Source organism: Methylobacterium sp. J-118, assembly GCF_057836565.1.
In genome coordinates this window covers 1,789,643-1,813,836 of sequence record NZ_JBYQFA010000001.1, presented here as the reverse complement: position 1 = coordinate 1,813,836, position 24,194 = coordinate 1,789,643, and the positions used below count along the sequence as shown (strand labels likewise).

Annotated in this window: 21 protein-coding genes; 8 read left to right on the top strand and 13 right to left on the bottom strand. The window is 71.4% G+C overall.

The window, feature by feature from the left end; genetic code table 11:
- The first annotated feature begins 78 nt into the window (after positions 1-78).
- The 8 genes from AC3IF3_RS08790 (at position 79) to AC3IF3_RS08755 (ending at position 8,322) form a co-directional block, all read left to right on the top strand.
- Positions 79-2,802 carry a hybrid sensor histidine kinase/response regulator gene (locus AC3IF3_RS08790; RefSeq protein ID WP_489228337.1) on the top strand — a complete coding sequence of 908 codons (2,724 nt, stop codon included), beginning with the start codon at positions 79-81 and terminating at the stop codon, positions 2,800-2,802.
- Positions 2,803-2,845: 43 nt separating this feature from the next.
- Entirely contained in the window at positions 2,846-3,340 is a 495-nt protein-coding gene (locus AC3IF3_RS08785) for a chemotaxis protein CheW (RefSeq protein ID WP_243971220.1), read from the top strand.
- Positions 3,341-3,351: 11 nt separating this feature from the next.
- On the top strand, positions 3,352-3,744 hold the full coding sequence (locus AC3IF3_RS08780) for a response regulator (protein WP_243971222.1): 393 nt from the start codon (positions 3,352-3,354) through the stop codon (positions 3,742-3,744).
- A gap of 51 nt (positions 3,745-3,795) precedes the next feature.
- Complete coding sequence (cheB, locus tag AC3IF3_RS08775; protein ID WP_489228335.1) at positions 3,796-4,983, top strand: chemotaxis-specific protein-glutamate methyltransferase CheB; 1,188 nt, start codon at positions 3,796-3,798, stop codon at positions 4,981-4,983.
- Positions 4,980-5,846, top strand: coding sequence for a CheR family methyltransferase (locus AC3IF3_RS08770; RefSeq protein ID WP_489215241.1), 867 nt, complete (start codon positions 4,980-4,982; stop codon positions 5,844-5,846). The genes cheB and AC3IF3_RS08770 overlap by 4 nt, the downstream gene beginning before the upstream one ends.
- Before the next feature lie 160 nt (positions 5,847-6,006).
- Complete coding sequence (locus AC3IF3_RS08765; protein WP_243971228.1) at positions 6,007-6,636, top strand: hypothetical protein; 630 nt, start codon at positions 6,007-6,009, stop codon at positions 6,634-6,636.
- Between the two features lie 121 nt (positions 6,637-6,757).
- A complete protein-coding gene (locus AC3IF3_RS08760; protein WP_489228333.1) occupies positions 6,758-7,786 on the top strand; it encodes an asparaginase in 1,029 nt (342 codons plus the stop codon).
- A 5-nt stretch (positions 7,787-7,791) separates the two neighbouring features.
- On the top strand, positions 7,792-8,322 hold the full coding sequence (locus AC3IF3_RS08755) for an isochorismatase family protein (protein ID WP_489228332.1): 531 nt from the start codon (positions 7,792-7,794) through the stop codon (positions 8,320-8,322).
- A 16-nt stretch (positions 8,323-8,338) separates the two neighbouring features.
- Here the strand turns inward: AC3IF3_RS08755 and AC3IF3_RS08750 are convergent, their stop codons facing one another.
- The 13 genes from AC3IF3_RS08750 to AC3IF3_RS08690 form a co-directional block, all read right to left on the bottom strand.
- Positions 8,339-8,935: a sigma-70 family RNA polymerase sigma factor gene (locus tag AC3IF3_RS08750; RefSeq protein ID WP_243971233.1), complete on the bottom strand. Its 597-nt coding sequence runs from the start codon at positions 8,933-8,935 to the stop codon at positions 8,339-8,341.
- Positions 8,932-9,174, bottom strand: a complete 243-nt coding sequence (locus tag AC3IF3_RS08745; RefSeq protein WP_489228330.1) for a NepR family anti-sigma factor — start codon at positions 9,172-9,174, stop codon at positions 8,932-8,934. Before AC3IF3_RS08745 ends, AC3IF3_RS08750 begins: the two co-directional genes overlap by 4 nt.
- A gap of 751 nt (positions 9,175-9,925) precedes the next feature.
- The gene (locus AC3IF3_RS08740) at positions 9,926-10,468 is read right to left on the bottom strand and encodes a c-type cytochrome (protein WP_489228328.1); all 543 of its coding nucleotides are present in this window, start codon (positions 10,466-10,468) and stop codon (positions 9,926-9,928) included.
- Complete coding sequence (gene soxC / locus AC3IF3_RS08735; protein ID WP_489228326.1) at positions 10,455-11,696, bottom strand: sulfite dehydrogenase; 1,242 nt, start codon at positions 11,694-11,696, stop codon at positions 10,455-10,457. The genes AC3IF3_RS08740 and soxC overlap by 14 nt, the downstream gene beginning before the upstream one ends.
- 104 nt (positions 11,697-11,800) lie before the next feature.
- Positions 11,801-12,742, bottom strand: a complete 942-nt coding sequence (locus tag AC3IF3_RS08730) for an NAD(P)-dependent oxidoreductase (RefSeq protein ID WP_489228325.1) — start codon at positions 12,740-12,742, stop codon at positions 11,801-11,803.
- 442 nt (positions 12,743-13,184) lie between these two features.
- Entirely contained in the window at positions 13,185-14,282 is a 1,098-nt protein-coding gene (locus AC3IF3_RS08725) for a protein-glutamate methylesterase/protein-glutamine glutaminase (protein WP_489228324.1), read from the bottom strand.
- Positions 14,279-15,124, bottom strand: coding sequence for a CheR family methyltransferase (locus AC3IF3_RS08720; RefSeq protein WP_489215225.1), 846 nt, complete (start codon positions 15,122-15,124; stop codon positions 14,279-14,281). Before AC3IF3_RS08720 ends, AC3IF3_RS08725 begins: the two co-directional genes overlap by 4 nt.
- 22 nt (positions 15,125-15,146) lie before the next feature.
- Positions 15,147-15,620 carry a chemotaxis protein CheW gene (locus tag AC3IF3_RS08715; protein ID WP_489228322.1) on the bottom strand — a complete coding sequence of 158 codons (474 nt, stop codon included), beginning with the start codon at positions 15,618-15,620 and terminating at the stop codon, positions 15,147-15,149.
- A gap of 138 nt (positions 15,621-15,758) precedes the next feature.
- A complete protein-coding gene (locus tag AC3IF3_RS08710; RefSeq protein ID WP_489228321.1) occupies positions 15,759-17,813 on the bottom strand; it encodes a HAMP domain-containing methyl-accepting chemotaxis protein in 2,055 nt (684 codons plus the stop codon).
- Positions 17,814-17,885: 72 nt separating this feature from the next.
- Positions 17,886-20,066, bottom strand: a complete 2,181-nt coding sequence (locus tag AC3IF3_RS08705) for a HAMP domain-containing methyl-accepting chemotaxis protein (RefSeq protein WP_489228319.1) — start codon at positions 20,064-20,066, stop codon at positions 17,886-17,888.
- Between the two features lie 18 nt (positions 20,067-20,084).
- The gene (locus AC3IF3_RS08700) at positions 20,085-20,546 is read right to left on the bottom strand and encodes a chemotaxis protein CheW (RefSeq protein ID WP_489215213.1); all 462 of its coding nucleotides are present in this window, start codon (positions 20,544-20,546) and stop codon (positions 20,085-20,087) included.
- Entirely contained in the window at positions 20,546-22,642 is a 2,097-nt protein-coding gene (locus AC3IF3_RS08695) for a chemotaxis protein CheA (protein WP_489228318.1), read from the bottom strand. The genes AC3IF3_RS08700 and AC3IF3_RS08695 overlap by 1 nt, the downstream gene beginning before the upstream one ends.
- Positions 22,643-23,018: 376 nt before the next feature.
- Positions 23,019-24,134 (bottom strand): methyl-accepting chemotaxis protein, encoded by a 1,116-nt coding sequence (locus tag AC3IF3_RS08690; protein ID WP_489228317.1) that lies wholly within the window; start codon positions 24,132-24,134, stop codon positions 23,019-23,021.
- Positions 24,135-24,194: the final 60 nt, after the last annotated feature.

The following is a 24,194-nucleotide window of genomic DNA, read 5'->3' as shown; positions in this document are numbered from 1 at the left end:
GAGGAATCGAAACACTTCCCTAACCGCGCCCGAGTAAGTACGATACGTGAGACATTCTCCCCGTTACGAGTAGCGCCTATGGACGACCTGCTTCGCGAGTTCCTGACCGAGAGCGGGGAGCATCTCGACACGGTCGATGCAGAGCTCGTCCGATTCGAGCAGGACCCGAACAACGAGACGATTCTTCGGAACATCTTTCGGCTCGTCCATACGATCAAGGGAACCTGCGGATTCCTCGGCCTGCCGCGCCTCGAAGCCTTGGCGCATGCCGCAGAGACCTTGATGGGGCGGTTCCGGGACGGGCTGCCCGCCACCTCCGCCTCCGTCACGCTGATCCTCCTGACCCTGGACCGGCTGAAGGAGATCCTGGCCGACCTGGAAGCCACCGGCACGGAGCCGGCGGGATCCGATGACGACCTCATCTCCGCCCTGGAGCGCATGGCCACGGGCCCGGCCGCGGTTGCTCCGCCGCCCCCGCCGGAGCCGGTGCTGCCCGAGCCGGTGTCCCGGGAGCTGAAGCCCGGCGAGGTGTCCCTGGACGATCTGGAGGCCGCGTTCCTGTCGGCCCCGGGTCCGGACGAAGCCGATTTCGCCCCGCCTCCGGTCGCGGCCGCCGCACCGGCGCCCGCCGCCGCCCCGGCGGTGCGCCCGGTGCCGAAGGCGGCGCCGCAGATCGAAGCGGTGCAGGCCGAACCGGCGGAGGCCGAGCCGGCGCGCGCCGAGAAGGCCGAGGGCGCCGAGGGGGAGACGGCCGCGGCGTCCAAGAACCAGACCATCCGGGTGAGCGTCGACACGCTCGAGCACCTGATGACGATGGTCTCGGAGCTGGTGCTGACCCGCAACCAGCTCCTGGAGATCGCCCGCCGCCACGAGGATTCGAGCTACAAGGTGCCGCTGCAGCGCCTGTCCCACGTCACGGCCGAGCTGCAGGACGGCGTGATGAAGACGCGCATGCAGCCGATCGGCAACGCGTGGCAGAAGCTGCCGCGGGTGGTGCGCGACCTCTCGGGCGAACTCGGCAAGCAGATCGAGCTCGTCATGGTCGGCGCCGAGACCGAGCTGGACCGGCAGGTCCTCGAGGTGATCAAGGATCCGCTGACCCACATGGTCCGCAATTCGGCGGATCACGGCCTCGAATCGACCGCCGAGCGCGTGGCGGCGGGCAAGCCCGCCCGCGGCACGATCCGGCTGGCCGCCTACCATGAGGGCGGCACGATCACGATCGAGATCGCCGACGACGGCAAGGGCCTGAACCTGGCGGCGATCCGCAAGAAGGCGGTGGAGCGCGGGCTCGCCTCCCAGGCCGACGTCGACCGGATGACCGACGCGCAGGTCGCCAAGTTCATCTTCGACGCCGGGTTCTCGACGGCGGCGGCGGTCACCTCGGTGTCGGGCCGCGGCGTCGGCATGGACGTCGTCAAGACCAACATCGAGACCATCGGCGGCCTGATCGACATCGCCACCACGGCGGGCCGGGGCACCACCTTCACCATCAAGATCCCGCTGACGCTGGCCATCGTGGCGGCGCTGATCGTGCGGGCCGGCGAGCATCGTTTCGCCCTGCCGCAGGTGGCGGTGCTGGAGCTGGTGCGGGTCGATGCCGGGGCCCAGCGGGTCGAGCGCATCAACGGCGCGCCGGTGCTGCGCCTGCGCGAGCGGCTGCTGCCGATCGTCTCGCTGACCGGGCTGCTCGGCCAGGCGGCGGCCGGCGCAGAGACCGAGCAGGCCGGCTTCGTGGTGGTGGCCCAGGTCGGGCGGGAGCGCTTCGGGATCCTGGTGGACGAGGTCTTCCACACGGAGGAGATCGTCGTGAAGCCGATGTCGGTGAAGCTCCGGCACATCCCGATGTTTGCCGGCAACACGATCCTGGGCGACGGCGCCGTGGTGCTGATCGTCGATCCCAACGGCGTGGCCCGTCAGGTGGCTCAGGGCAGTCAGGGCACCGGCGGACACGCGGATTCGGATGCCGACGAGTCGATCGAGGTCACTGACAGCAAGACCACGCTCCTGGTGTTCAAGGGCGGCCAGGACAGCTTCAAGGCGGTGCCGCTCTCGCTGGTCACCCGTCTCGAGGAAATCGAGTGCGCGAAGGTCGAGTGGCTCGGCGGCCGCGCGCTGATCCAGTACCGCGGGCGCCTGATGCCCCTGGTCCCGGCCGACCCGGCGATCACGATCAAATCGGAGGGGACCCAGGCCCTGGTGGTGTTCTCCGACGGCGAGCGCGCCATGGGTCTCGTGGTCAACGAGATCGTCGACATCGTCGAGGAACGCCTCGACATCGAGATCGCGGCGGATCGCTCCGACCTGATCGGCTCGGCGGTGCTGCGGGGCCGGGCGACCGACATCATCAACATCGCCCATTTCCTACCGCTGGCCTACGACGACTGGGCGCGCGGCCTGAAGCGGCCCGAGCAGCTCTCGACGGTCCTGCTGGTCGACGATTCGGACTTCTTCCGCGACATGCTGAGCCCGGTGCTGAAGGCGGCGGGCTACCAGGTGATCACGGCGGCGAGCGCCGACGCCGCGCTGGGGATCCTCCACGCCGAACCGCAGATCGCCGTGGTGGTCACCGACCTGGAGATGCCGGGCCGCAGCGGCTTCGATCTCGTCGCCGCGATGCGCCGCGCCGACTCGCGGATCGCCGGCCTCCCGGTGATCGGCCTCACCGGGGCGATCGGCGCCGACGCGGTGGAGCGGGCCCGGGCTCTCGCGATCAGCGACCTCGTGGCGAAGTTCGACCGCGCCGGACTGATCGCGGCACTCGCCGAGATCGGCCCCGCGGCGGTCTCGAAAGCCGCCTGATCCCCGCCGCCGGCCCCGAAACGATCGAATCCGGAGAGTTGTGATGCAGGCTGCCAACGCCAACGGCACCGAGACCGGTGCCACCGACGACTTCGTCACGGTCTATGTCGGCGAGACCCTGTTCGGGCTGGCGATCGAGCGGGTCCACGACGTGTTCGTCCCCTCGGGGGTGACCCCGGTGCCCCTGGCGCCGGCCGAGATCGTCGGCCTCCTGAACCTGCGCGGCCGCGTGGTCACGGCCATGAGCCTGCGCCGGCGCCTGGGGCTGCCCGACGCCGAGCCCGAGGCGGACGGCAAGGCCAGTCCGAAGATGGCGATCGGCCTGGAGCAGGGCGGCGAGACCTTCGCCCTCGTGGTCGACGGCGTCGGCGAGGTGCTCAAGCTCGGCGCCGACAGCCGCGAGGCGGTGCCGATCAACCTGGATCCGCGCTTCCGCAACCTCGCCATCTGCGTCCACCGTCTCGACGGGCGCCTCCTGGTGATTCTCGACGTGGATGCGCTCCTCGGCTTCACGGCTGCCGGCGCCAAGGCGGCTTGAGGGAGGGGGCAATGAAGGCGCCGCACGAGACCACCTGCCTGGTCGTGGACGATTCCGCGGTGATCCGGAAGGTCGCCCGGCGGATCATCGAGGATCTGGGCATGAACGTCAGCGAGGCCGAGGACGGCAACGCCGCCCTGGTATCCTGCGCGGCCCACATGCCCGACGCGATCCTGCTCGATTGGAACATGCCGAACATGGACGGCTACACCTTCCTCCAGGCCCTGCGCCGGAGCGAGGGGGGCGGGGTGCCGAAGGTCCTGTTCTGCACGACGGAGAACGATGTCGGTGCGATCGCCCGGGCCCTTCGGGCGGGGGCGGACGAGTACATCATGAAGCCCTTCGACCGCGACATCCTGACGGCCAAACTCGAACAGGTCGGGCTCTTCGCCGACGCCGCCTGAGCCCGCCCCGCACGTCCCCGCATCCGCGACCCAGTACCCGAGGCAAGCATCATGGCCCTGAGCCCCGCGGTCGCGCCGCTGCGCACGCCGCCAACCCAGAGTACCTCCGGGTCCGCCGCGGCGATCCGGGTTCTGGTGGCCGACGATTCCGCCGTGGTCCGGGGCCTGGTGGCCCGCTGGATCGGCGAGGCCGGGTTCACCCTCGTGGGAACGGCCTCCAACGGGCGCATCGCCCTGGAGATGATGGCCAAGCACGACCCGGACGTGGTGCTGCTCGACATCGAGATGCCCGAACTCGACGGCACCACGGCGCTGCCCCGCATGCTCACCATGAGCCCGAGCGTGCAGGTCGTGATGATGTCGACCCTGACGACCCGCAATGCCGACATCTCGCTGAAATGCCTCGCCCTCGGGGCGGTGGACTACATCGCCAAGCCCGAGAGCAGCCGCGGCGTCACCACCTCGGACACGTTCCGGGCGGAGCTGATCGAGCGCGTGCGCGTCTTCGGCGCCGCCCGGGCCCGGACCCGGCGTCCGGCCTCCGCCCCCGCGGCGGCGCCCGCGGCCCCGGCGCCGCAAGCCCACGCGGCCGCGCCCGCACCGCGCCCCGCGACGCCCTTCACCCTGCGGCCGAAGGTCCGCAGCCGCACCGCGCCCCGCGCCCTCCTGATCGGCTCGTCGACGGGCGGGCCGCGGGCGGTGGGCGAGATGCTGGAGGGGATCGGCGCGGCCACCCTGCGCCGCCTGCCGGTGCTGATCGTGCAGCACATGCCGCCGATCTTCACGGCGGTGTTCGCCGAGCACCTCACCACCCGCACGGGCGTCCAGGCGGCGGAGGGCAAGGCCGACGAGCGGATCGAGCCGGGGCGCATCTACGTGGCCCCGGGGGGGCGCCACATGGGTCTCGCCGCGGGACCGAACGGCCCGGTCATCAAGCTCACGGACGGCCCGCCGGTGAATTTCTGCCGGCCGGCGGTGGACGTGCTGTTCAAGGACGCCGCGGTCGTGTTCGGGGCCGCCACCGCGACCGTGATCCTCACCGGCATGGGCTCGGACGGCACCAACGGCGCCCGGGCGCTCACCGAGGCCGGCGGCCCGGTCCTGGCCCAGGACGAGGCCACCAGCACCGTCTGGGGCATGCCGGGCAGTGTCGCCCGGGCCGGCCTCGCCGAGGCCGTGCTGCCGCTATCCGACCTCGCGGCGGCGCTGCGCACCCTGATCACGGGTCAGTCGGCATGACCGAGCTCGAATTCGAATTCCTGCGCGGCTTCCTCAAGCAGCGCTCCGGCCTCGCGCTCACCGCCGAGAAGCGTTACCTCGTGGAGAGCCGGTTGACCCCGGTCTGCCGCCGCTACGGGCTCGGAAGCCTCGGCGAGCTGATCGGCACGCTCAAGCTCGGCCGGGACGGCGCGATGGAGCGGGACGTGGTCGAGGCGATGACCACGAACGAGACCTTCTTCTTCCGCGACCGGATCCCGTTCGACCTGTTCCGCGACACGCTGCTTCCGGGGGTGCTGGTGCGTAACGCCAGCCGGCGCCGGCTGCGGATCTGGTGCGCGGCCTCGTCCACCGGGCAGGAGCCGTACTCGCTCGCCATGCTGCTGCAGGAGGCCGCGCCCCGGATGCCCGGATGGCAGGTCGAGATCGTGGCCACCGACCTCTCCACCGAGGTGATCGAGAAGGCCAAGCTCGGACTCTACAGCCATTTCGAGGTCCAGCGCGGCCTGCCGGTCCAGTGGCTGATCAAGTACTTCACGCAGGTCGGCGAGCAGTGGCAGATCGCCCAGAGCCTGCGGTCCATGGTCGATTACCGCCAGCTCAACCTGCTGCACAGCTTCGCGTCGCTCGGCCAGTTCGACGTGATCTACTGCCGCAACGTGCTGATCTACTTCGACGCGCCGACCAAGTCGGATGTCCTGGCGCGGCTGGCCGCGCAGCTCGCCCCGGAGGGCGCGCTCCTGCTCGGGGCCGCGGAGACGGTGATCGGACTGACCGACCGGCTCTCCCCGCATCCGAAGCATCGCGGCCTCTACAGTCACGCCGCGCCCGCTTCGCGCCCGGGCGAGATCGTACCGCCGCTGCGGGTGGCCGCGGGCGTCTGACGGTCCGCCACGGCCGGGCACCCCACGCGGGGCAGGGCCCGGCCGCCGATCCGGCGCAATGCGGGCAGGACGGAAACGCGGTCTTAAGGGACGCGTGGGTATTTTGCACACGGACCCGCAGCCGGGCGATTCCGGCAGATCCGTGCCCCCGAGCGTTTCCATGAGCACCGTCTCCGCCACCACGACCGCGCAGCTCTACGCGCAGCGAAGGTCGACGCAGGACAGTCCCAAGACGCGGATGTCCGATACGATCAGCAGCGAGCTGTCGGCCGGCACCCTCAGCAGCACCGACGCGACCGCCCTGACGAGCGCCCTGTCGTCGATCGATTCGAGCCTGTCGGCCGACCGCACCAGCGCGAGCGCCAGCGGCACCCAGGCCAAGCTCGACCCGTCCTCGATGAAGGACCGGATCGACGGCCTGATCTCCGACCAGGTCAGCAGCGGCAGCCTGACCAGCGATCAGGCCACCGAGCTGAAGACCCTGTTCGCCAGCCACGGGCAGAGCACCCAGGCCTCCGACGCCACCGCGGATGACGGCAGTGTGTCCGGCGCCGGCGGCCCGCCCCCCGGTCCCCCGCCCGGCCCGCCGCCCGGCGACGCCACGTCGGGCAGCGGCGCGTCCAGCGCGTCCAGCACGTCGAGCAGTTCCAGCACCGCGTCGGCGAGCGACCTGCTGTCCAGTTTCCTCCAGCAGCTCCAGAGCAGCCAGTCGTCCAGCGTCGGCTACGGGGCGAGCGGCACGAACAGCAGCACCAACATCTCGGCCCTGCTGTTCGACTTCAAGAGCTGACACCGGCGCGTTCGTGGCCCCGTCGCCGGGCGCATCGCCCGCCTGCGCCCGGCGGGGTCGACCCCGGCCGCGCGCCGGGGCATCGTCCGGCCCACGCATTCGCGGGGCCGGGAGACGGGGCATGGCGGCAGGAACGGCGGCGGCGCACGGGGCCGGGTTGCCCAAGGTCGCGTTCATCGGCACCGGCGGCACGATCGCGTCGCTGGGGCGCGACGCCCTCGACATCCTCGATTATTCCGCCACCGACCGGCGCCTGGAAGCGGGGGCGATCCTGGAGGCGGTGCCGGAACTGGCGGCGGTCGCCACGATGGTGCCGGTCCCGTTCCGGGCGGTGCCGAGCCCGGCGATCGGGTTCTCGGAGTGGCGCGACCTCGTCCTGCTGTGCGCGCAGACCGCCGCGGCGCATCCGGACCTCGCCGGCCTCGTCATCGGGCACGGCACCGCCACCCTGGAGGAGACCGCCTACGCCCTCAGCCTGACCCTGACGGTGGACCTGCCGGTGGTGCTGGTCGGCTCCCAGCGGCCCATGAGCGCGCTCTCCACCGATGCCAAGCTCAACCTGATCGCCGCCGTGCGCACCGCGGCGGCGCCCGAATCCCGCGGGCGCGGCGTGCTCGTGGTGCTCAACGACGAGATCCAGGCCGCCCGGGAGGTGACCAAGACTTCGGTGGCCCGGCTCCAGACCTTCCGGAGCCCGGATTTCGGGGTGCTCGGCCAGGTCGACGGCGCGCATGTCCGCTACTATCGCCGCTCCGAGCGGGCGCATGCGCCGGGCACGCCCTTCGACATCTGCAGCCTCGCCGCGCTGCCGCGGGTCGACGTGTCCTACGGCTACGCCGATGCCGACGGCACGGCCGTGCGCGCGTTCGTGGCCGCGGGGGCGCGGGGCCTCGTCTCGGCGGGGCTCGCCCCGGGCATGACCCCGCCCGGGGAGGCCGAGGCCCTGGAGGCGGCGGCTGCCGCCGGGCTCGTGGTGGTGATGTCGACCCGGGCCGGGAGCGGCGTGGTGCCCCTCACCACCCGCCTGCGCAGCCGCGGTATCCTCAGCGCCGACAACCTGACGCCGCAGAAGGCCCGGATCCTGCTCGCCCTGGCGCTGACCGTCACGCGCGAGCCGGACGCGGTCGCGCGTTTCTTTGCCACCTACTGACGCCGATGGCGCTGATCGATCCGACCCGCGCGCTCCTGCTGATCATCGACGTCCAGGTCCGGCTCATGCCGGCCATCGCCGGAGGCGCCGGGGTGATCGCCAATGCCGGCCGCCTCGCCGCGGCGGCGCGGCTCCTCGACGTGCCGGTCCTGATCACCGAGCAGAATGCCGGCGGCCTCGGGCCGACCGTGCCGGACCTCGCCCCGGAAGCCGGCACGGCCTTCCCCAAGATACGTTTTGGCGCCGCGCAGGCCCCGGGCTTTCTCGACCGGATCGGGGACCGCGACTGCGTGGTGACCGGCTGCGAGGCGCATATCTGCGTGCTGCAGACGGTCCTCGGGCTACGCGAGGCGGGGCGGCGCGTTCACGTGGTCGGCGATGCCGTGGGCGCGCGCCGGGTCGAGAGCCGGGACGCGGCGCTTGCCCGGATGGCGGCCCACGGCGCCGACATCGTCACCACCGAGATGGTGGTGTTCGAGTGGCTGGGCACCGCCCGCCACCCCCGGTTCCGCGACGTGGTCAAGCTGATCAAGTAGGGGGCGCCGCGGCCGGTCAGGGGCCGTTCAGGGCCGCGCGGGTCTGCGCGTCGGGGCCGATATCATCGGTCCCGCTCATGCCCAGCACCGCGATGAGGCGCATCCGGGCGCGGCTGACCCGGCTCTTGATCGTGCCGACGGCCACACCGCAGATCGCCGCGGCCTCCTCGTAGGTGAAGCTCTGGGCCCCGACCAGGACCAGGGCCTCGCGCTGGGCGGCCGGCAGGGTGTTCAGGGCGCTCTGGAACTGCGCCATCTCCATCCGGATCTCCTGCTCCGGCAGGGCGGTCAGCCGGCCGGCATGGACCCCGTCGGCATCCTCGACCTCGCGCTTGCGCTTGCGCTGCTCGGAGTAGAACAGGTTGCGCAGGATCGTGAACAGCCACGCGGTGAGGTTGGTCCCCCGCCGGAAGCTCGCGGCGTTGATCCAGGCCCGGACCAGGGTGTCCTGCACGAGGTCGTCCGAGCGGTCGAGATCGTAGGTCAGGGAGAACGCGAAGGCCCGCAGGGCCGGGATCGATCCGAGCAGGAGGTCGCGCATCTCGGCGTCGGCACCCGATGGGGCCGGGCCGGCGCCGCACCCCGCGGGGGCCGCTTTGAGCATCAGGGTCATGGCTGGGCCTCCGTGTCGGAGCAGGCGGCGAGGGCGTCGAGGAGCGTCCGGAGCCGGTCCGGGACCGGCAGGGCCAGGACGCCGACGTAGTGCACGCGCAGGCCGCGCCCGATCCGGTCCCGGACCGCCGCGTCGATCGCGCGGCGCGATGCGCGCGCCGCCCCCTGCGGGATCGCGACGCCCGGCCCGTCCGCCACCGCGGCGCCGGGGATCGCCCGCTCGTCCTTGGTCCCCGTCATGGCCGCGCCCCGTGCCGTGCGCGATGCGGCCCCGCGGGGCCCTGCATTCCACCGCGCCGGTCCCGTGACCGGCCGCCGCGGAGACGCGTCTCATCGCCTTCCGACAGCGCTGATAGGCGCCACGGATTTAATCGGCTCTGAATTACGCATTCAGGGAATTTTAATCTTCCGACAGCCCAGCTTGACTGTGGTCGACAAGAATATATCTGCAGTTACAATTCAGAAATACTGGTCTATAGCTTGGCCGTGGCGAATATCGACCTTTCAGTCTGAACGCCGGATGAGCGCCGGGGCCGGGCGCGATCGGCCCCGGCTCCGCGCGTCTCCGTCCCCTGCGACGATGGGCACAGATCGGCCTGGACGGGCCGCGACACGCCCCCTCTCCCGTGCGGGCGACCGGATCCACACGTCGCAGTCTGACACCAGCATCATGAAGACAAAGCGCTTTTCCCCTCCCCCTTGCGGGGAGGGGCCAGGGGTGGGGGTGGTGCAGACGGCGCCGCACCGCTCGACCCTGCACCACCCCACCTCCGGCTCCTCCCCGCAAGGGCTACGGGCGACACAGGTTTGAGGCACGCGGCTCATGACGCAGCGCGACAGGCCCCCGCTCCCGCACGGGAGAGGGGGCCCGAGCCCCATCCTGAGGCCACGTCGCCAAAGCCGATCCGTGAATCCGGTAGCCCGCGGGGGGAGGGAGGGCGCGTGGGTTGCCGGCCAGGCGTCCTGGCAAACCGCCGGGATCAGGGGCCCGTCAGCGGCCAACATCCGGCCGGGGATCCGCGACGAAGCCGTCGCGGTTCGGCATCCGGATCGCCGCCAGGCCGGGGGCGTCGAGCACGGCCCCGTCCGGGACGATCCCGTTCAGGTTCAGGATGTAGGCCGAGACCGCGTAGACGTCGTCGGGGCTGAGCGATCCCGGGGCGTTCATCGGCATGGCCCGGCGGATGTAGTCGAACAGGGTCGGCGCGTAGGGCCAGAAGCTGCCCACCGTCTTGACCGGCTTGGCCGTGGCCAAGGTGCCCTGGCCGCCGACCAGCGGATCGCCGATCCCGCCCTCGCCGTGGGCGCCGTGGCAGGCGGCGCAGTGCGCCTCGAACACCGCCCGGCCCTGGGCGACGCTGCCGCGGCCCGGCGGCAGCTTCCGGCCCTCGCGGTCGATGTCGATGTTCCAGGCCGCGATCTCGGCCGGCGTCGCCGCCCGGCCGATGCCGTAGCGCTCCGCGGCCCGCGCCGCGCCGGCCGCGCCGAGCAGGAGGAAAGCGGCTGCGAGCGCGCGGGTGCTACGCGTAGCCATTGGCCACCTCGCCGGTCTCGGCGATCCGCCAGGGGACGATCGCGTTGTTGTGGTAGAAGGACTTGAGCCCGCGCACCGCCGTCAGATCCGAAAAACTCGGCTGGACGTAGCCGGTCTCGTCGACCGCGCGGCTCATGATGGTCGTCGGCGTGCCGTCCCAGCTCCAGGGCAGGCGGAATCGCGTCAGCGCCCGGGTCAGGACCGGCGCCTGCAGGGCCGCGTCCGCCCAGGTCCCTCCGTCATCGACCGAGACCTCGACGCGCTGGATCCGCCCGCGTCCGCTCCAGGCGATCCCGGTGATCTCGTTGAAGCCGCGGACGATCCGCTGGGTGCCGGAGGGCCGGGTGATGATCGACTTCGCCTCCATCACGAAGGTGAATTGCCGGGCCGTGCCGTCCGGCATGGAATCCGTGTACTTGGCGGTCTCCTCGCGGGAATAGGCCGGCTCCGCCGTCACGTTGAGGCGGCGCAGCCACTTCACGTTCATGTTGCCCTCGAAGCCGGGCAGGAGCACCCGCAGCGGGTAGCCCTGCTGCGGGCGCAGCCGCTCGCCGTTCTGGCTGTAGACCAGCAGGGCGTCGTCGAGGCACTTCTCGACCGGGATGCTGCGGGTCAGGGCGGCGGCGTCCGCGCCCTCCGCGACCACCCACTTGGCCTCCGGCTTGAGCCCGGCCTCGCGCAGCACCGTCGCGAGCCGCACGCCGGTCCACTCGGCGCAGCTCACCAGCCCGACGAGGTCCGAGGCCGTCTGGCCCTTGATCGCCTCGAAGCTCGGATTGCCCGAGCATTCGAGGAAATGGATGTGGGATTCCGACGGGAAGCGCCGGATGTCGTCCATCGTCAGGACCAGGGGTGTCTCCACCAGCCCGTGGATCATCAGGCGGTGCCGGGCGGGGTCGATGTCGGGGATGCCGCCGTGGTGGCGCTCGTAGAACAGGCCATTGGGCGTGAGGATGCCGTCGAGATCTTGGAGCGGCGTGCGGCTCGACGCCGAGATGTACTGCTTGAGGCCCTTGGGCACGTTGCGGATCACGTCCGCCTCGAAGCGCGAGGGCGTCCCGTAGGTCTGGCTGCCGACATCGGCGCCCGGCACGGTCATCCATTCCGGGGTGCCGGGGGGCATCGCCTCCTCCGCCCGGGCGGAGCCGGCCAGCGCGCCCACGGCCGCGGCCGCGCCCTGGACGAGGAAGCGCCGCCGCGCCGGCGGACCGTCAGGGTCTCGGGTCATCGCATCGCGCTCCAGCCTGGGGGTCGAAGATCACCCTCGTGCCGGCAAAGCCTACAGGAAAACCGGCCTCCTGCCAGGCAGCAGGGCCTCGGCCTCCGCGAGGGTCAGCGTTCCGTGAGGTGGCGGCGCACGGCCCGCGCCGTGACGGCCGAGACGCGCACGTTCGATTCCCGGGTCACCCCGGCGATGTGCGGCGTCAGGATCAAGTTGGGCACGTCGGTGAACACCGCGCCGGCCTCCGCATCGAGGGGCTCGCGGTCGAACACGTCGAGGGCCGCGCCGCCGAGATGGCCCGCGCGCAGGGATGCCGCCACGGCGGCTTCGTCCACGATCCCGCCCCGGGCGGCATTGATCAGCACGGCGCCCGGCGGCATCCGGGCGAGGGCGTCGGCGCCGATCAGGCCGCTTGTGGCGTCGGTGAGCGGCACGTGCAGGGAGAGTACGTCACTCCCGGCAATCAGCGCGTCGAGATCCCGGCGCGCCACCGGGCCGGACGGCGGCGTCCAGGCCGGGTCCCCGGGGGCGAGGAACGGGTCGTGGGCCGCGACCGTCATGCCGAGGGCGGCGGCCCGGCGGGCGGTCTCCCGGGCGATGGCGCCGAAGCCCAGGAGGCCGAGGCGCTTGCCGCCGATCTCGCGCCCCATCAGGGCGGTGCGCGGCCAGGTGCCGGCGGCGACCCCGGGGGTGGCCCCGTAGGCGCCGCGCAGCAGCAGCAGCGCGGTGGCCACGACGTATTCCGCCACCGCGCCGTCATTGGCGCCGGTCGCCGGGTAGACCGCGATGCCGCGGTCCCGGCAGGCCGCCACGTCGATGTTGTCGAGCCCGACGCCGAGGCGGCCCACCACCTTGAGTTCCCGCGCCGCGTCCAGCAGGGCGCCGCGCACCTGGGTCCGGTTGCGCACGATCAGGGCATCGGCACCGGCGAGGGCCGCCGCCAGCGCCGCGGGGCGGTCGACAAGGCCGGGATCGTACAGGGTGTCGAAGTCGGCGAGTTCGTCGGCGATCGCCGCCTCGTCCATGAACTCGCTGATGACGACCTTGCGCATGGGATGTCCTTCTCAGGTCGCCGGCACGGCGGCCGGCAGGGGGCTGCGTGCGCCTCTTCGCCCGGGCCGTCCACTGCGAGGGGGCGGGCCCGCGCCAACGCGTTCCCCGCGTGATCCGGGCCCGCCGGCACCGGACGGGCGCGTCAGGCACCGCGGTCGAGCTTCGTCTTCGCGAAGTCCCGGGGGGGGCCGATCGACTTGGCGGTGCGCATCGCCAGGGCGATGATAATCCGCTGCGCCGGCATTCGGTGCTCCGATACCGCTCCCCCGTCGTCCACGAACAGGAGAGCCGGGCCGACCCGTCGCCGGCGGCTCTGTGCCGCCAAGTCCCGTCACCGTCCAGGGAGCCGCGGCCATCCCACCGCCGGGGCGCCGCGTTTTTCGGACCCGCCCGGCGTCCCGCTGCGCGGCGGCTGACGGCAGGCGCCGCGGCCCAGGCGCCTCACGCCGGCTGGCGCTGCACCGGGGCGAGGCCGAAGCGGATGATCTCGTGGGGCAGGCGGTCCAGCGGCAGGACCTTGACGGCGGCGTCGCGCTCGATCGCCTCCTTGGGCATGCCGAACACCACACAGCTCTCCTCGTCCTGCGCCACCGTGAGCGCGCCGGCCCGGCGCATCTCCAGGAGGCCGTTGGCGCCGTCGTCGCCCATGCCGGTCATGAGGATGCCGAGCGCGTTGGCGCCGGCGCATTGCGCGGCCCCGCGGAACAGCACGTCCACCGAGGGGCGGTGGCGCGAGACCAGCGGGCCGTCCTTCACCGCCACCGTGTAGCGATTGCCGCTGCGCTGGAGCAGCAGGTGCCGCCCGCCCGGCGCGATCAGGGCCTGGCCGGGGCCGACCGCGTCGCCGTCCTCGGCCTCCTTCACCGCGATGGCGCAGAGCCCGTCGAGCCGCTTGGCGAAGGCCGCCGTGAAATGCTCGGGCATGTGCTGGACGATGACCAGGCCCGGGCAATCGAGCGGCAGCACCTCGAGCACGTCCCGCAAGGATTCCGTGCCACCCGTGGAGGCGCCGATGCAGACGATCGGTTCGGTCCCGGCCAGGGTCCGGGGGCGGCCCGAGGGCGGCAGCACGGCGTCGGCGGTGAGCTTGGCCTCGATCGGCCGGAAGGCCGGACGGCTCGCGCGTAGCTTCGCCCGGGCGGCGGCCCGGACCGCGTCGCAGACCCGCACCGAGGATTCGGTCAGGAACTGGCGGGTGTCGACGCGGGGCTTCGGGAGGACGTCGACGGCGCCCGCCTCCAGCACCTCGAACAGGGTCCGCGAGCCGTCGTCGGTCAGGGTCGAGCAGATGATCACCGGGATCGGCCGCTGGGCCATGATCTTGCGCAGGAAGGTCAGCCCGTCCATCCGGGGCATCTCGAGGTCGAGGATGATGACGTCCGGGACCTCGTCGTGGATGCGCCGGGCCGCGATGAACGGGTCCGCCGCCGTCCCCAGCACTGCGATGTCGGGGGCCGCCTCGAGGATGCCCATCAGGGTCTGCCGCACCGAGGCGGAATCGTCCACGATCAGGACGCGGATCGGAGGGATGCGGCTCACGCGACCGCGCCCTTCACCGCACCGAAGATCGTCGAGGAGACCTGCTCCAGGCCCGGCACGCCGGCCCCGGCCATCGATTCCGAATGCCCGACCACCAGGAAGCCGCCGGGCCGCAGATGCGTGGCGAGCCGGGACAGCACTGCCCGCTGGGTGTCCTTGTCGAAATAGATCAGGACGTTGCGGCAGAAGATGATGTCGATGTCGTGATCGACCGGGTACTGGGCGTTCATCAGGTTCAGGTGCTTGAAGCGCACGCGGGCCCGCAGCTCCGGGACGATCCGCCCGACCTTCCAAGTCGGGTCCCGGGCCTCCATCACGTAGCGCCTGCGGAAATGCGGCGGCACCGCCTGGAGGACGTCCTCCGGGTAGATGCCGTCGGCGGCGACCCGCAGGACCTCGGTGGAGACGTCGGTGCCCAGGATCGCGTAATCGAGGGCGTGCCCGGCCATCGCCATGTCGTGCAGCACCATCGCCAGGGTGTAGGCCTCGGCCCCCGTGGAGGCGGCGGCACTCCACAGCTTGAGGCGCGCCTGGGTGGCGCCGTTCCGGCGCAGCATCGGCACCAGCTCGTCCCGGAGCTGGTCGAAATGCGCCGGCTCGCGGAAGAAATCGGTCTTGTTGGTGGTGACGCAATCGATGATGTGGACGAGTTCCTGGGCGAGGTGGCCCTCCTCGAAGACGTGCCGCCCGTAGGCCGACAGGGATTCGATATCGAGGGCGCGCAGGCGCTTGCGCAGCCGTCCCTCCACCATGGTGCGCTTGGCCGCCGGGATCTGGATCCCGACCCGGTCCTGGATCAGGTCGGCGACATTCTCGAAATGTCGGTCGCTCAGCTGCGGCATGGCATCGATCCTCGTCCGGCGTTCAGGCTGCGAGCGCCGGGAGCAGGAGGGCCGGGTCGTCGCCGGCCATCAGCGCCTTGAGGTCGAACACGACCACGAAGGCCTCGCCCCGCCGGCCGATGCCGGCGATGTAGGTCGAGCGCCAGCGGCCGCCGACATCGGGGGCGGGCTCCAGATCGGCGCTGTCGAGCTCGGTGACCTCGATCACCCGGTCGGCCACGAAGCCGACCCGCATCTCGCGCGTCCCCATGGGGATGTTGAGCAGGATGATCCGGGTCGCCGGGGTCACGCCGGTCGCCGGGAGGCCGAGCTTCGTGCGCAGGTCGATCACCGGGTAGCTCTGCCCGCGCACGTCGATCATGCCGACCAGGAACGGCGGCGCCTGCGGCAGGGCCGCGGGCGGACGGTAATCGAGGATCTCGTGCACGGATTCGATGGCGATCCCGAAGATCTCGCGATCGAGGCCGAGGGTCAGGTATTGCCACACGCTGGACATGCTCTGGTCTCCGGCTGGGCCGCTGCCGGCCGGGTCCTGCCCGATCCGGGGGACACGGGCCTTCACCGCGGCACTGTGGGGTCGGTCGTTTCAGGGAGGGGCACCGCGCGAAAGTCGCCCGCGCGGTGCCGGGGCCGCTCAGGCGGCGCGGATGAAGTCGGCGTCCCGGGCGTCGCCGTCGCCCATGTCGAGGTCGAAGCCGCTCCCCGAAGCCAGGGTCGGCCGGCCGGCGCGGGCCTTGCCACCGGCCTTGGCCTTGGCCGGCGCGCCCATCCGGGCGGCCGTCGCCCGCAGCCGCGTCGCCGCCGCGGTCACGTCCGCCCCCGCCGCATCGACGCGGAAATACGCGATCGTCGCCTGCAGCCGCTCGGCCTGAGTGGCCAATTCGTCCGAGGTCGCCGAGACCTGCTCGGAGGCGCTGGCGTTCTGCTGGGTGACCTTGTCGAGCTGCTGGATCGCCTGGTTGATCTGCGCCGAGCCGACATCCTGCTCCCGGCACGCCGCCGAGATTTCTTCCACCAGGATCGCGGTCTTGCGGATATCCGGGACCAGCCGCCCGAGCATCTCGCCGGCCTGCTGGGCCGCCTTCACCGTGTCGGCCGAGAGCGTGCCGATCTCGGCCGCCGCCGCCTGGCTGCGCTCGGCGAGCTTGCGCACCTCGGACGCCACCACCGCAAAACCCCGGCCGTGTTCGCCGGCGCGCGCCGCCTCGACGGCGGCGTTGAGCGCCAGAAGATCGGTCTGTCGGGCGATCTCCTGCACGATGGTGATCTTCTGGGCGATGGTCTGCATGGCATCGACCGCGCGGCCGACCGCGACGCCGCTGGCCTCGGCGTCCTGGGCCGACTGGCGCGCGATGGCCTCGGTCTGGCTGGCGTTCTGGGCGTTCTGCTTGACGTTGGCGGCCATCTCCTCGACCGAGGCCGAGGCTTCCTCTGTGGAGGCGGCCTGCTCGGTGGAGCCCTGCGACAGCTGCTCGGCCGAGGACGACAGCTCCTGCGAGCCTGCCGATACGTTGGTGGTGGCGGCGATGACCTGGGTCACGACCTCGCGCAGCTTCAGGTTCATCGCCTGGACGGCGCGCAGCAGATCGGTGATCTCGTCGCGGCCGGACCCGACCACGTCCCGGGTCAGGTCGCCCGCGGCGACGCGGGTCGCGGCATCGACCGCCCGCTGCAGGCCCCGGGAGATCGCGATCGACAGCCAGACGGCCATGGCGAACCCGATCGCCACTGCACCGGCGATGACGCCGCCGAGCATCAGGCGCGTGGATTCATAGGCGGCCTGGGTGTCGCGGACGTAGCTCTGGGCCACGTCCTCCTCGTAGGCGCGCAGCTTCGCGGCCTCGCCGGTGACCGCCGCCCGGGCCTGGGTGAACGGGCCCACGATGATCTGCAGCGCCTTGGCGTCGGTGTTGGCGAGACCGAGAGCGAAGATCCGCTCGCCGATCGGCTCCCAGGTCTTGACCGCGGCCGAGATCGCCCGGACCGCGTCGAGGAAGCCGTTGGCGCGGCCGGCCTCGGTGAGCCGGGCGAGATCCTGATCGAGCTGGCGGCGATGCTCCTGATACTCGCTGGCGAACGTCGCGAGCTGCGCCTCGTCGCTGATCATCACCTCGCGGTAGATCTCGGCCACGAGGCGGGTCACCCGCAGCTCGATGGCGTCGACGAGGCGGCGGTTCTCCACCGACAGGTCCGGGCGGGAGGCCAGTTCCTCGATCCGGGCCATCACGGCTCCGTAGGCGGCCATCTGCTCATTGCCGGCGATACCGATGGCGGTGTTGTTGCCGTTCTTGGTCGACAATTCCATGCCCTTGGCCGCGACCTCGTTCAGCTGGTTCCAATGGTCCTGCAGGGGCCTGATCCGGGCACGCTCCTCCGGCGTGGCCCGCTCCGTGAGCTCAGCCAGGAGTGCGCGGAACCGGCCGTCTTGGGCCTTGAAGTCGAGGGTGAGCTGCGCCCGCCCGGCATCGGTCGGCTCCAGCAGCGTGCGGTTCATGATGCGCGCCGCCTCGACCGAGAGGGTCTCGACGCGCAGGATGCGCTGGACCTGCGCGAACGGGCCGGACGCGAAGGCCTGCATCCGCTCGTTCGAGGCGCTGAGGCTCGCGATGGCCAGGTAGCCGGCCCCGCCCAGGAGGGCCAGGATCAGGCCGAAGCTCAGAGCCAGTTTGGCTCGGATCGTGAAACGCATGGGTGTGACCTTCTCGATGGGTCCGGATCGATCGGCACCGCGCGGGGCGTGGCCCGCGCGGTGCCGGGCCGCTCAGGCGGCGCGGATGAAGTCGGCGTCCCGGGCGTCGCCGTCGCCCATGTCGAGGGCGAAGCCGCCCCCGGCAGCCAGGGTGGCCCGGCCGGCGCGGGCCTTGCCGCCGGCCTTCACGCCGGCCTTGGCCTTGGCCGGGACACCCATCCGGGCCGCCGTCGCCCGCAGCTGCGTCGCCGCCGCGTCGCCGTGTGTCTCCGCCGCATCGACGCGGAAATACGCGATGGTCGCCTGCAGCCGTTCGGCCTGAGTGGCCAATTCGTCCGAGGTCGCCGAGACCTGTTCGGAGGCGCTGGCGTTCTGCTGGGTGACCTTGTCGAGCTGCTGGATCGCCTGGTTGATCTGCGCCGAGCCGACATCCTGCTCCCGGCACGCCGCCGAGATCTCTTCCACCAGGATCGCGGTCTTGCGGATGTCCGGCACCAGCCGCCCGAGCATCTCGCCGGCCTGCTGGGCCGCCTTCACCGTGTCGGCCGAGAGCGTGCCGATCTCGGCCGCCGCCGCCTGGCTGCGCTCGGCGAGCTTGCGCACCTCGGACGCCACCACCGCAAAACCCCGGCCGTGCTCGCCGGCGCGCGCCGCCTCGACGGCGGCGTTGAGCGCCAAAAGATCGGTCTGGCGGGCGATCTCCTGCACGATGGTGATCTTCTGGGCGATGGTCTGCATGGCGTCGACCGCGCGGCCGACCGCGACGCCGCTGGCCTCGGCGTCCTGGGCGGATTGCCGGGCGATGGCCTCGGTCTGGCTGGCATTCTGGGCGTTCTGCTTGACGTTGGCGGCCATCTCCTCGACCGAGGCGGAGGCTTCCTCGGTGGAGGCGGCCTGCTCGGTCGAGCCCTGCGACAGCTGCTCGGCCGAGGACGACAGCTCCTGAGAGCCCGCCGACACGTTGCCGGCCGCCGCGTTCGCCTCCGTCACCACGGCGCGGAGCCGCGCCAGCATCGTCTGCAGGGCGAGACCCATCGTGTCCTTGTCGGAGAGCGGCTTGGCCTCGACCGTGAGATCACCCTCCGCGATCGCGTGGGCGAGGGACGCGGTCTCCCGCAGATTGTCGGTCATCCGGGTCATGGCGGTGATCAGGTCGGCGACCTCGTCGTTCGAGGTCACCGCGATCGTCTGGCCCAGATCGCCGACCGCGACGGCCTCGGCGAGCGAGACGGCCCGCGCCATCCCCCGGGCGATCGAGACCGCCAGCCACCCGGCGATGCCGAGGCCCAGGAGAAGCGCGCCGGCCAATGTAGCGAGCATCAGCGTCTGGCTCTCTTGCGACGCCGCCTTCGCGTGCTCGACCGCCTCCGCCATCTGGCGATCCTGATAATCGGACAGGGTATCGAAGGCCTGGTTGGCGGCAATGGACGCGGCGCTGTACTCGCCCGATATGAGTTCGATCGCGTGAATCGGCGCGCCGGGCTCGATCTTGGCCAGGGCCCTCTGGAACGAGGCCGACCAGGTCTCGAAGCTCTGGCGGAGCGCTTCGGTGGGGACCTTCAGGGCCCCGCCGACGCGGAGCAGGTCCTCGAGGCGGTGCGCGATCTCCTCGCGGAGCAGCTTGGTGTCGGTCACGTGCTCGTTCAGCCCGGCGACGCTGACCGCGCCCGTGGCGGCCTGCAGGCGGCCCCAGGCCCGTTCGAGGGGGATCTGGAAGGCCAGCACCGCCTTGATCAGATCGCCGGAGCGCCCGTCGGCCTTGGCCGCGAGGGCCTCCAGGTCCGTCCGCAGTGCGCCGATGGCCGGGCGCCCCACGCCGATGATCTCGGCCCAGGCCCGGGCATTGGCATTCATCCGGGCCAGGTCCGCGATCCTGTCGCCCAGGGCGACCTGCGTCTCGTATTTCTGGTCGAGGTCCCGGACGAGCCGGCCGCCCTCCTCGGTCGAGGGGCTGGCCTTGACCTTGGCGACGGCCTCCCTTGCATGCTTGCGGGCCTCGAGGGCGCGCTTGAGGGCATCCGCGATCTGCGCGTCGTCCACGGTGATCACCGCGGAGCGCAGGTTGGAGGTGCTGCGGTTGGCATTGCCCTTGGCGTCCAGCACCAGGGCCTGCATCTCCGCGCGGCCGCGGAGGAACGCCAGGCTCCTGTCGGAGGCCATCAGGCCCCGGTAGCCCACCCCGCCGGCCACGCCCGCGAGCACCAGCAGCGCGCCGAACCCGCCGGCCAGCTTGGCCTTTATCGAAAGACGCATATCCTCAGCCCCTGCCGATCAGTTCAGGATTGCCTGCATGTCCGGGATGATGACGAAGTCATCCCCGGACTTGACGATGGAGCGGATGTATTCGGGCCGCCACGACGTGCCGATCTTCGGCGCCGGCTGGCGGGTCTCCAGGGCGACCGCGGTCACCTCGAACACCTTGTCGGCCACCAGCGCGACCAGGGTCGGGTCGCCGTCGAGATCGAGCTCGACGACCACGAAGCGCGTGTCCGGCGTGGCCGCTGCCATCGGCATGCCGAAGCGCTCCCGGATGTCGGCGAGCGGCACGACGTTGCCGCGCACGTTGACCACGTGGCCGAGATGCGGGCGCGCCCCGGCGACCCGGGTGGTCGGGATCGGGTCGATGATCTCGCGCACCATCCCGGCCCCGAGCGCAAAGGTCTCGGTGCCGATGCGCATCATCACGACCTGCAGGGCGCGGCCCTGCTCGATGGCCTCGACGAAATCGGTCATCACGCAACCTCGCGGTATTCGCGCGGCCCGTCCGGGGCGGCGCCGATCTGTCCGCCGGCCATCAGCTGGGCCGGGTCGATGATGAGCGCCGCGGTGCCGTCGCCCAGGATCGTGGCGCCCGAGAAGGTCGTCACGTCGGCGTGCAGCTTCGACAGCGACTTGATCACTGTCTGGTGGTTGCCGAGGATCTGGTCGGCCACGAGCCCGAACCGGGTCTCGCCCACCGAGACGACGATCACCTTCTGGTACGGGTCGGGCTCGCCGGTCGCCGCGAACAGGCTGCGCAGGCGCAGGAACGGCACGAGGTCGCCGCGGATGTCGAGGAAGTCCCGACCGCGCTCGCTGCGCCCGCCCTCGGGCAGCTCGACGCATTCCTCCACGGCCGCCAGCGGCAGCACGTAGCGGCCGTCGCCGACCCGGATCAGCAGGCCCTCGATGATCGCCAGCGTCAGCGGCAGGCGCAGCACGATGGCGGTGCCCGCTCCCGGCTCGGTGGTGATGTCGATCGAGCCGCGCAGGGCCTCGATCGTCTTCTTGACGACATCCATCCCGACGCCGCGGCCGGACAGCGCCGAGATCTGCTGCGCGGTGGAGAAGCCGGGGGCGAACAGGAACTGGTAGACCTGCTGGTCGGTGAGCGGGGTGCCGGGGGCGACGAGCCCGCGCTCCTCGGCCTTGGCGCGGATGCGCGCCACGTCGAGGCCGGCGCCGTCGTCGCGCACGGTGACGTGGACCTGGGCGCCGACATGCTCGGCGGCGAGCGAGATGCGCCCGGTGGCGTCCTTGCCGGAGGCGCCCCGGCGGGCGGGGTCCTCGATGCCGTGATCGATGGCGTTGCGGATCAGGTGCACCAGCGGATCGGCCAGGCGCTCGATCACGGTCTTGTCGAGCTCGGTCTCCTCGCCCTCGGTGACGAAGGTCACGGGCTTGCCGAGATCCCCCGACAGGTCGTGGACCAGGCGCCGGAACCGGCCGAACAGCGCGCCGATCGGCACCATCCGGATGCTCATGGTGGTGTCGCGCAGCTGCGCCGAGAGCCGCTCGATCTCCTCCGCGATGGTCTGGAGCCCGGCATCGGCATGGTGGCCGGCCAGCTGGCTGAGCCGGGCCTGGGCGATCACCAGCTCGCCGACCCGGTCGAGCAGCTCGTCCAGCCGCTCGGCCTCGACCCGCATGGTGCTGGCCACGCGCGGTTCGGTGCCGCGGGCGGGGCCCCGGCGCTCGGCCTCGGCGGGGGTGGCGGGCGGCCTGGCCGACGGTCGGGCGGGCATCTGTGCAGGCACTTGGACAAGCACCTGCGCCGGCACCGGGGCAACGGGCTCGGCGACCGGCGCCGGCACGGCCAGCACGGGCACGGGGACCGGCGCGTCGGGAGCCGGCGCGACGTCGTCCAGCGGCGTCAGGGTCAGGACCATGTCGTCCCGCACGAACAGGAAGACGTCCTCGATCGCCTCCCGGGTCGCGGACCCGCGCAGCGTCACGTCCCAGCCGAGCGCCAGGCTCTCCGGCTCGAGGGCGGCGAGGGCGGGCAGGTCGCCCAGGCGCGGCACGACCGTGCAGGCCCCCAGCTCGCGCAGCTCGTCGAGCAGCGCCAGCGGGTTGGTGCCGTTGCGCAAAACCTCCGGGGCGAAGGCGATCCCGATCCGCCACCCGGCGGTCCCGGCATCCGGTATCTCCGGGTCCGGCGCCCCGGGACCCGGCTGCGCGGCCGGCTGGGCCTGGGCCCGGCCCACCAGCCGCTCGAGTTCCGCCAGGATCGCCTCGCCGATCACCGGGGCGGTGGAATCCGGATCCTCGATCAGGGTGCGGATGTAGTCCTTGGCCGAGAGCGAGATGTTGACCAGATCGGCGCTGATCGGAACCTCGCCGCGCCGGACCAGGTCGAACGCGGTCTCGAAATCGTGCGTGAAGGCCGCGACCCGGTCGAAGCCGAACATCGCCCCCGACCCCTTGATCGTGTGCAGGGCCCGGAACGCCGTGTCGACCAGCGCCGAGTCGCCGGGCCGGTCGCCGAGGTCGAGCAGCGTGGTCTCCAGCCGGTCGAGAAGCTCGTTGGCCTCCGCCAGAAACACCTCGCGTGGATCGTGATCAGTCATCGTCGAGCGGATCCAGTTGCGCCGTCTTCGGAGGCATCGGGACGATCACGCGCCAATTTGGCGCAAGCCGAAGGCTAGATCGCGCGATCAACCCAAGACTCGGGCCATCGATCAGGAGCCATCCTAATTTAAGGGTGTTAAAAAAAGAAGATGGAACCTCCTTAAAAAACTTTCTAAGTCCGATTTTTTCCTCAGAAAATGCGTTTTTTGAATGAAACAAGTTTGGTATTTTGGTTAAAAACCAATCTCCTAGGATAGAAAGTCTTGATTTGTACAATTTTGCGCAATATATGTACTGTGTCATCGCGCTCCGATGCGCAAATAAATGCAAGAATACACATTGCTACAGTCGAGATGCATCGAAATCAGTCGTGGATCAGAACAGGTCGATGCCCGCGAGCGGATCGTCCTCGCGCCCGCGCGTCGGCGCCGCGGTGCCGAGCAGGCGGCGGGACATCCGCTCCCGGACCTCCCCGAGGGTGCAATCGGCGATCATCGCCGCCGCCCAGTCCCGCTCCGCGTCGGCGCCGTCCGCCGGGGCCGTCCGGAGGGCGCGCAGGATCGCCTGGAGGTTTTGCATGCGCTGCTTGGCGAGATCCTGGAACTGCATCGCCACGATGGCGCCCGAGACGTCCTGCGTGATCGCCTCGGTGGTCTGCACGGTCTGGCCGAGCACACCGGCAAACCGCGAGCTCTGCTCGACCAGGGCCTGCATCACCACGCGCACCCGGGCGTCGGCATTCCGGCTCTCCTCCGACATGTCGATGGTGGCGATGTCGTGCAGCAGCGCGTGGCTGCTGCGCAGGCCGGTGGCGATCGCGCCGATCTGCTGCTTGATCACCCCGGACAGCGCGTTGATCGCCCCGGCCAGGCTGCGCACCTCGTCGGCCACCACCGCGAAGGCCCTCCCGGCCTCGCCGGCGCGCGCCGCCTCGATCTTGGCGTTGAGCGCCAGGAGGTTGGTCTGCCGGTTGATCTTCTCGATCTCGGCGACGCTGCCGTCCACCGAGGACAATTCGCCCAGCACGCCGTTCAGCGCGTCCTCCATGGTGGCGCCGCGGGTCGACATGAAGCCGATCCTGTCGTTGAGCATCGCCAGGATCTCGCCCAGAGCCGCCGCCACCTCGGCGAGCGGCCGCTCGGTGCCGTCGATCCGCACCGACTGGATCGACGCCACCAGTCCCTGCACGATCTCGGACTGTCCGCGGGTGGTCGCGGCGATCCGCTGGAACCGCTCCGACAGGCCGTGCACGTCGGTCTCGACATCCGCCGAGACGATCCCGATCTCGTCGATCAGGGCATCGAGGGCCTTGCGCTGGACCTCCGACAGGCCGAGCCGCGCCTGGAGCACGTCCGCCGCCGCGAGCGGCCGCCCCGGAGGTGCCGCCGCCGGATCGGGGGCGGCCGCGTCATCGTCCGGGGCGAGCGCGATCGGCGGATCCGACGCGTCCGCGTGATCCGGCACTCGATTCGCGCGCCCCCAGAAGGCCATCGATATGTCTTCCTCGGACACTGCCGGTTCTCGCCGGGTACAGGCACGAACTTACGGCCG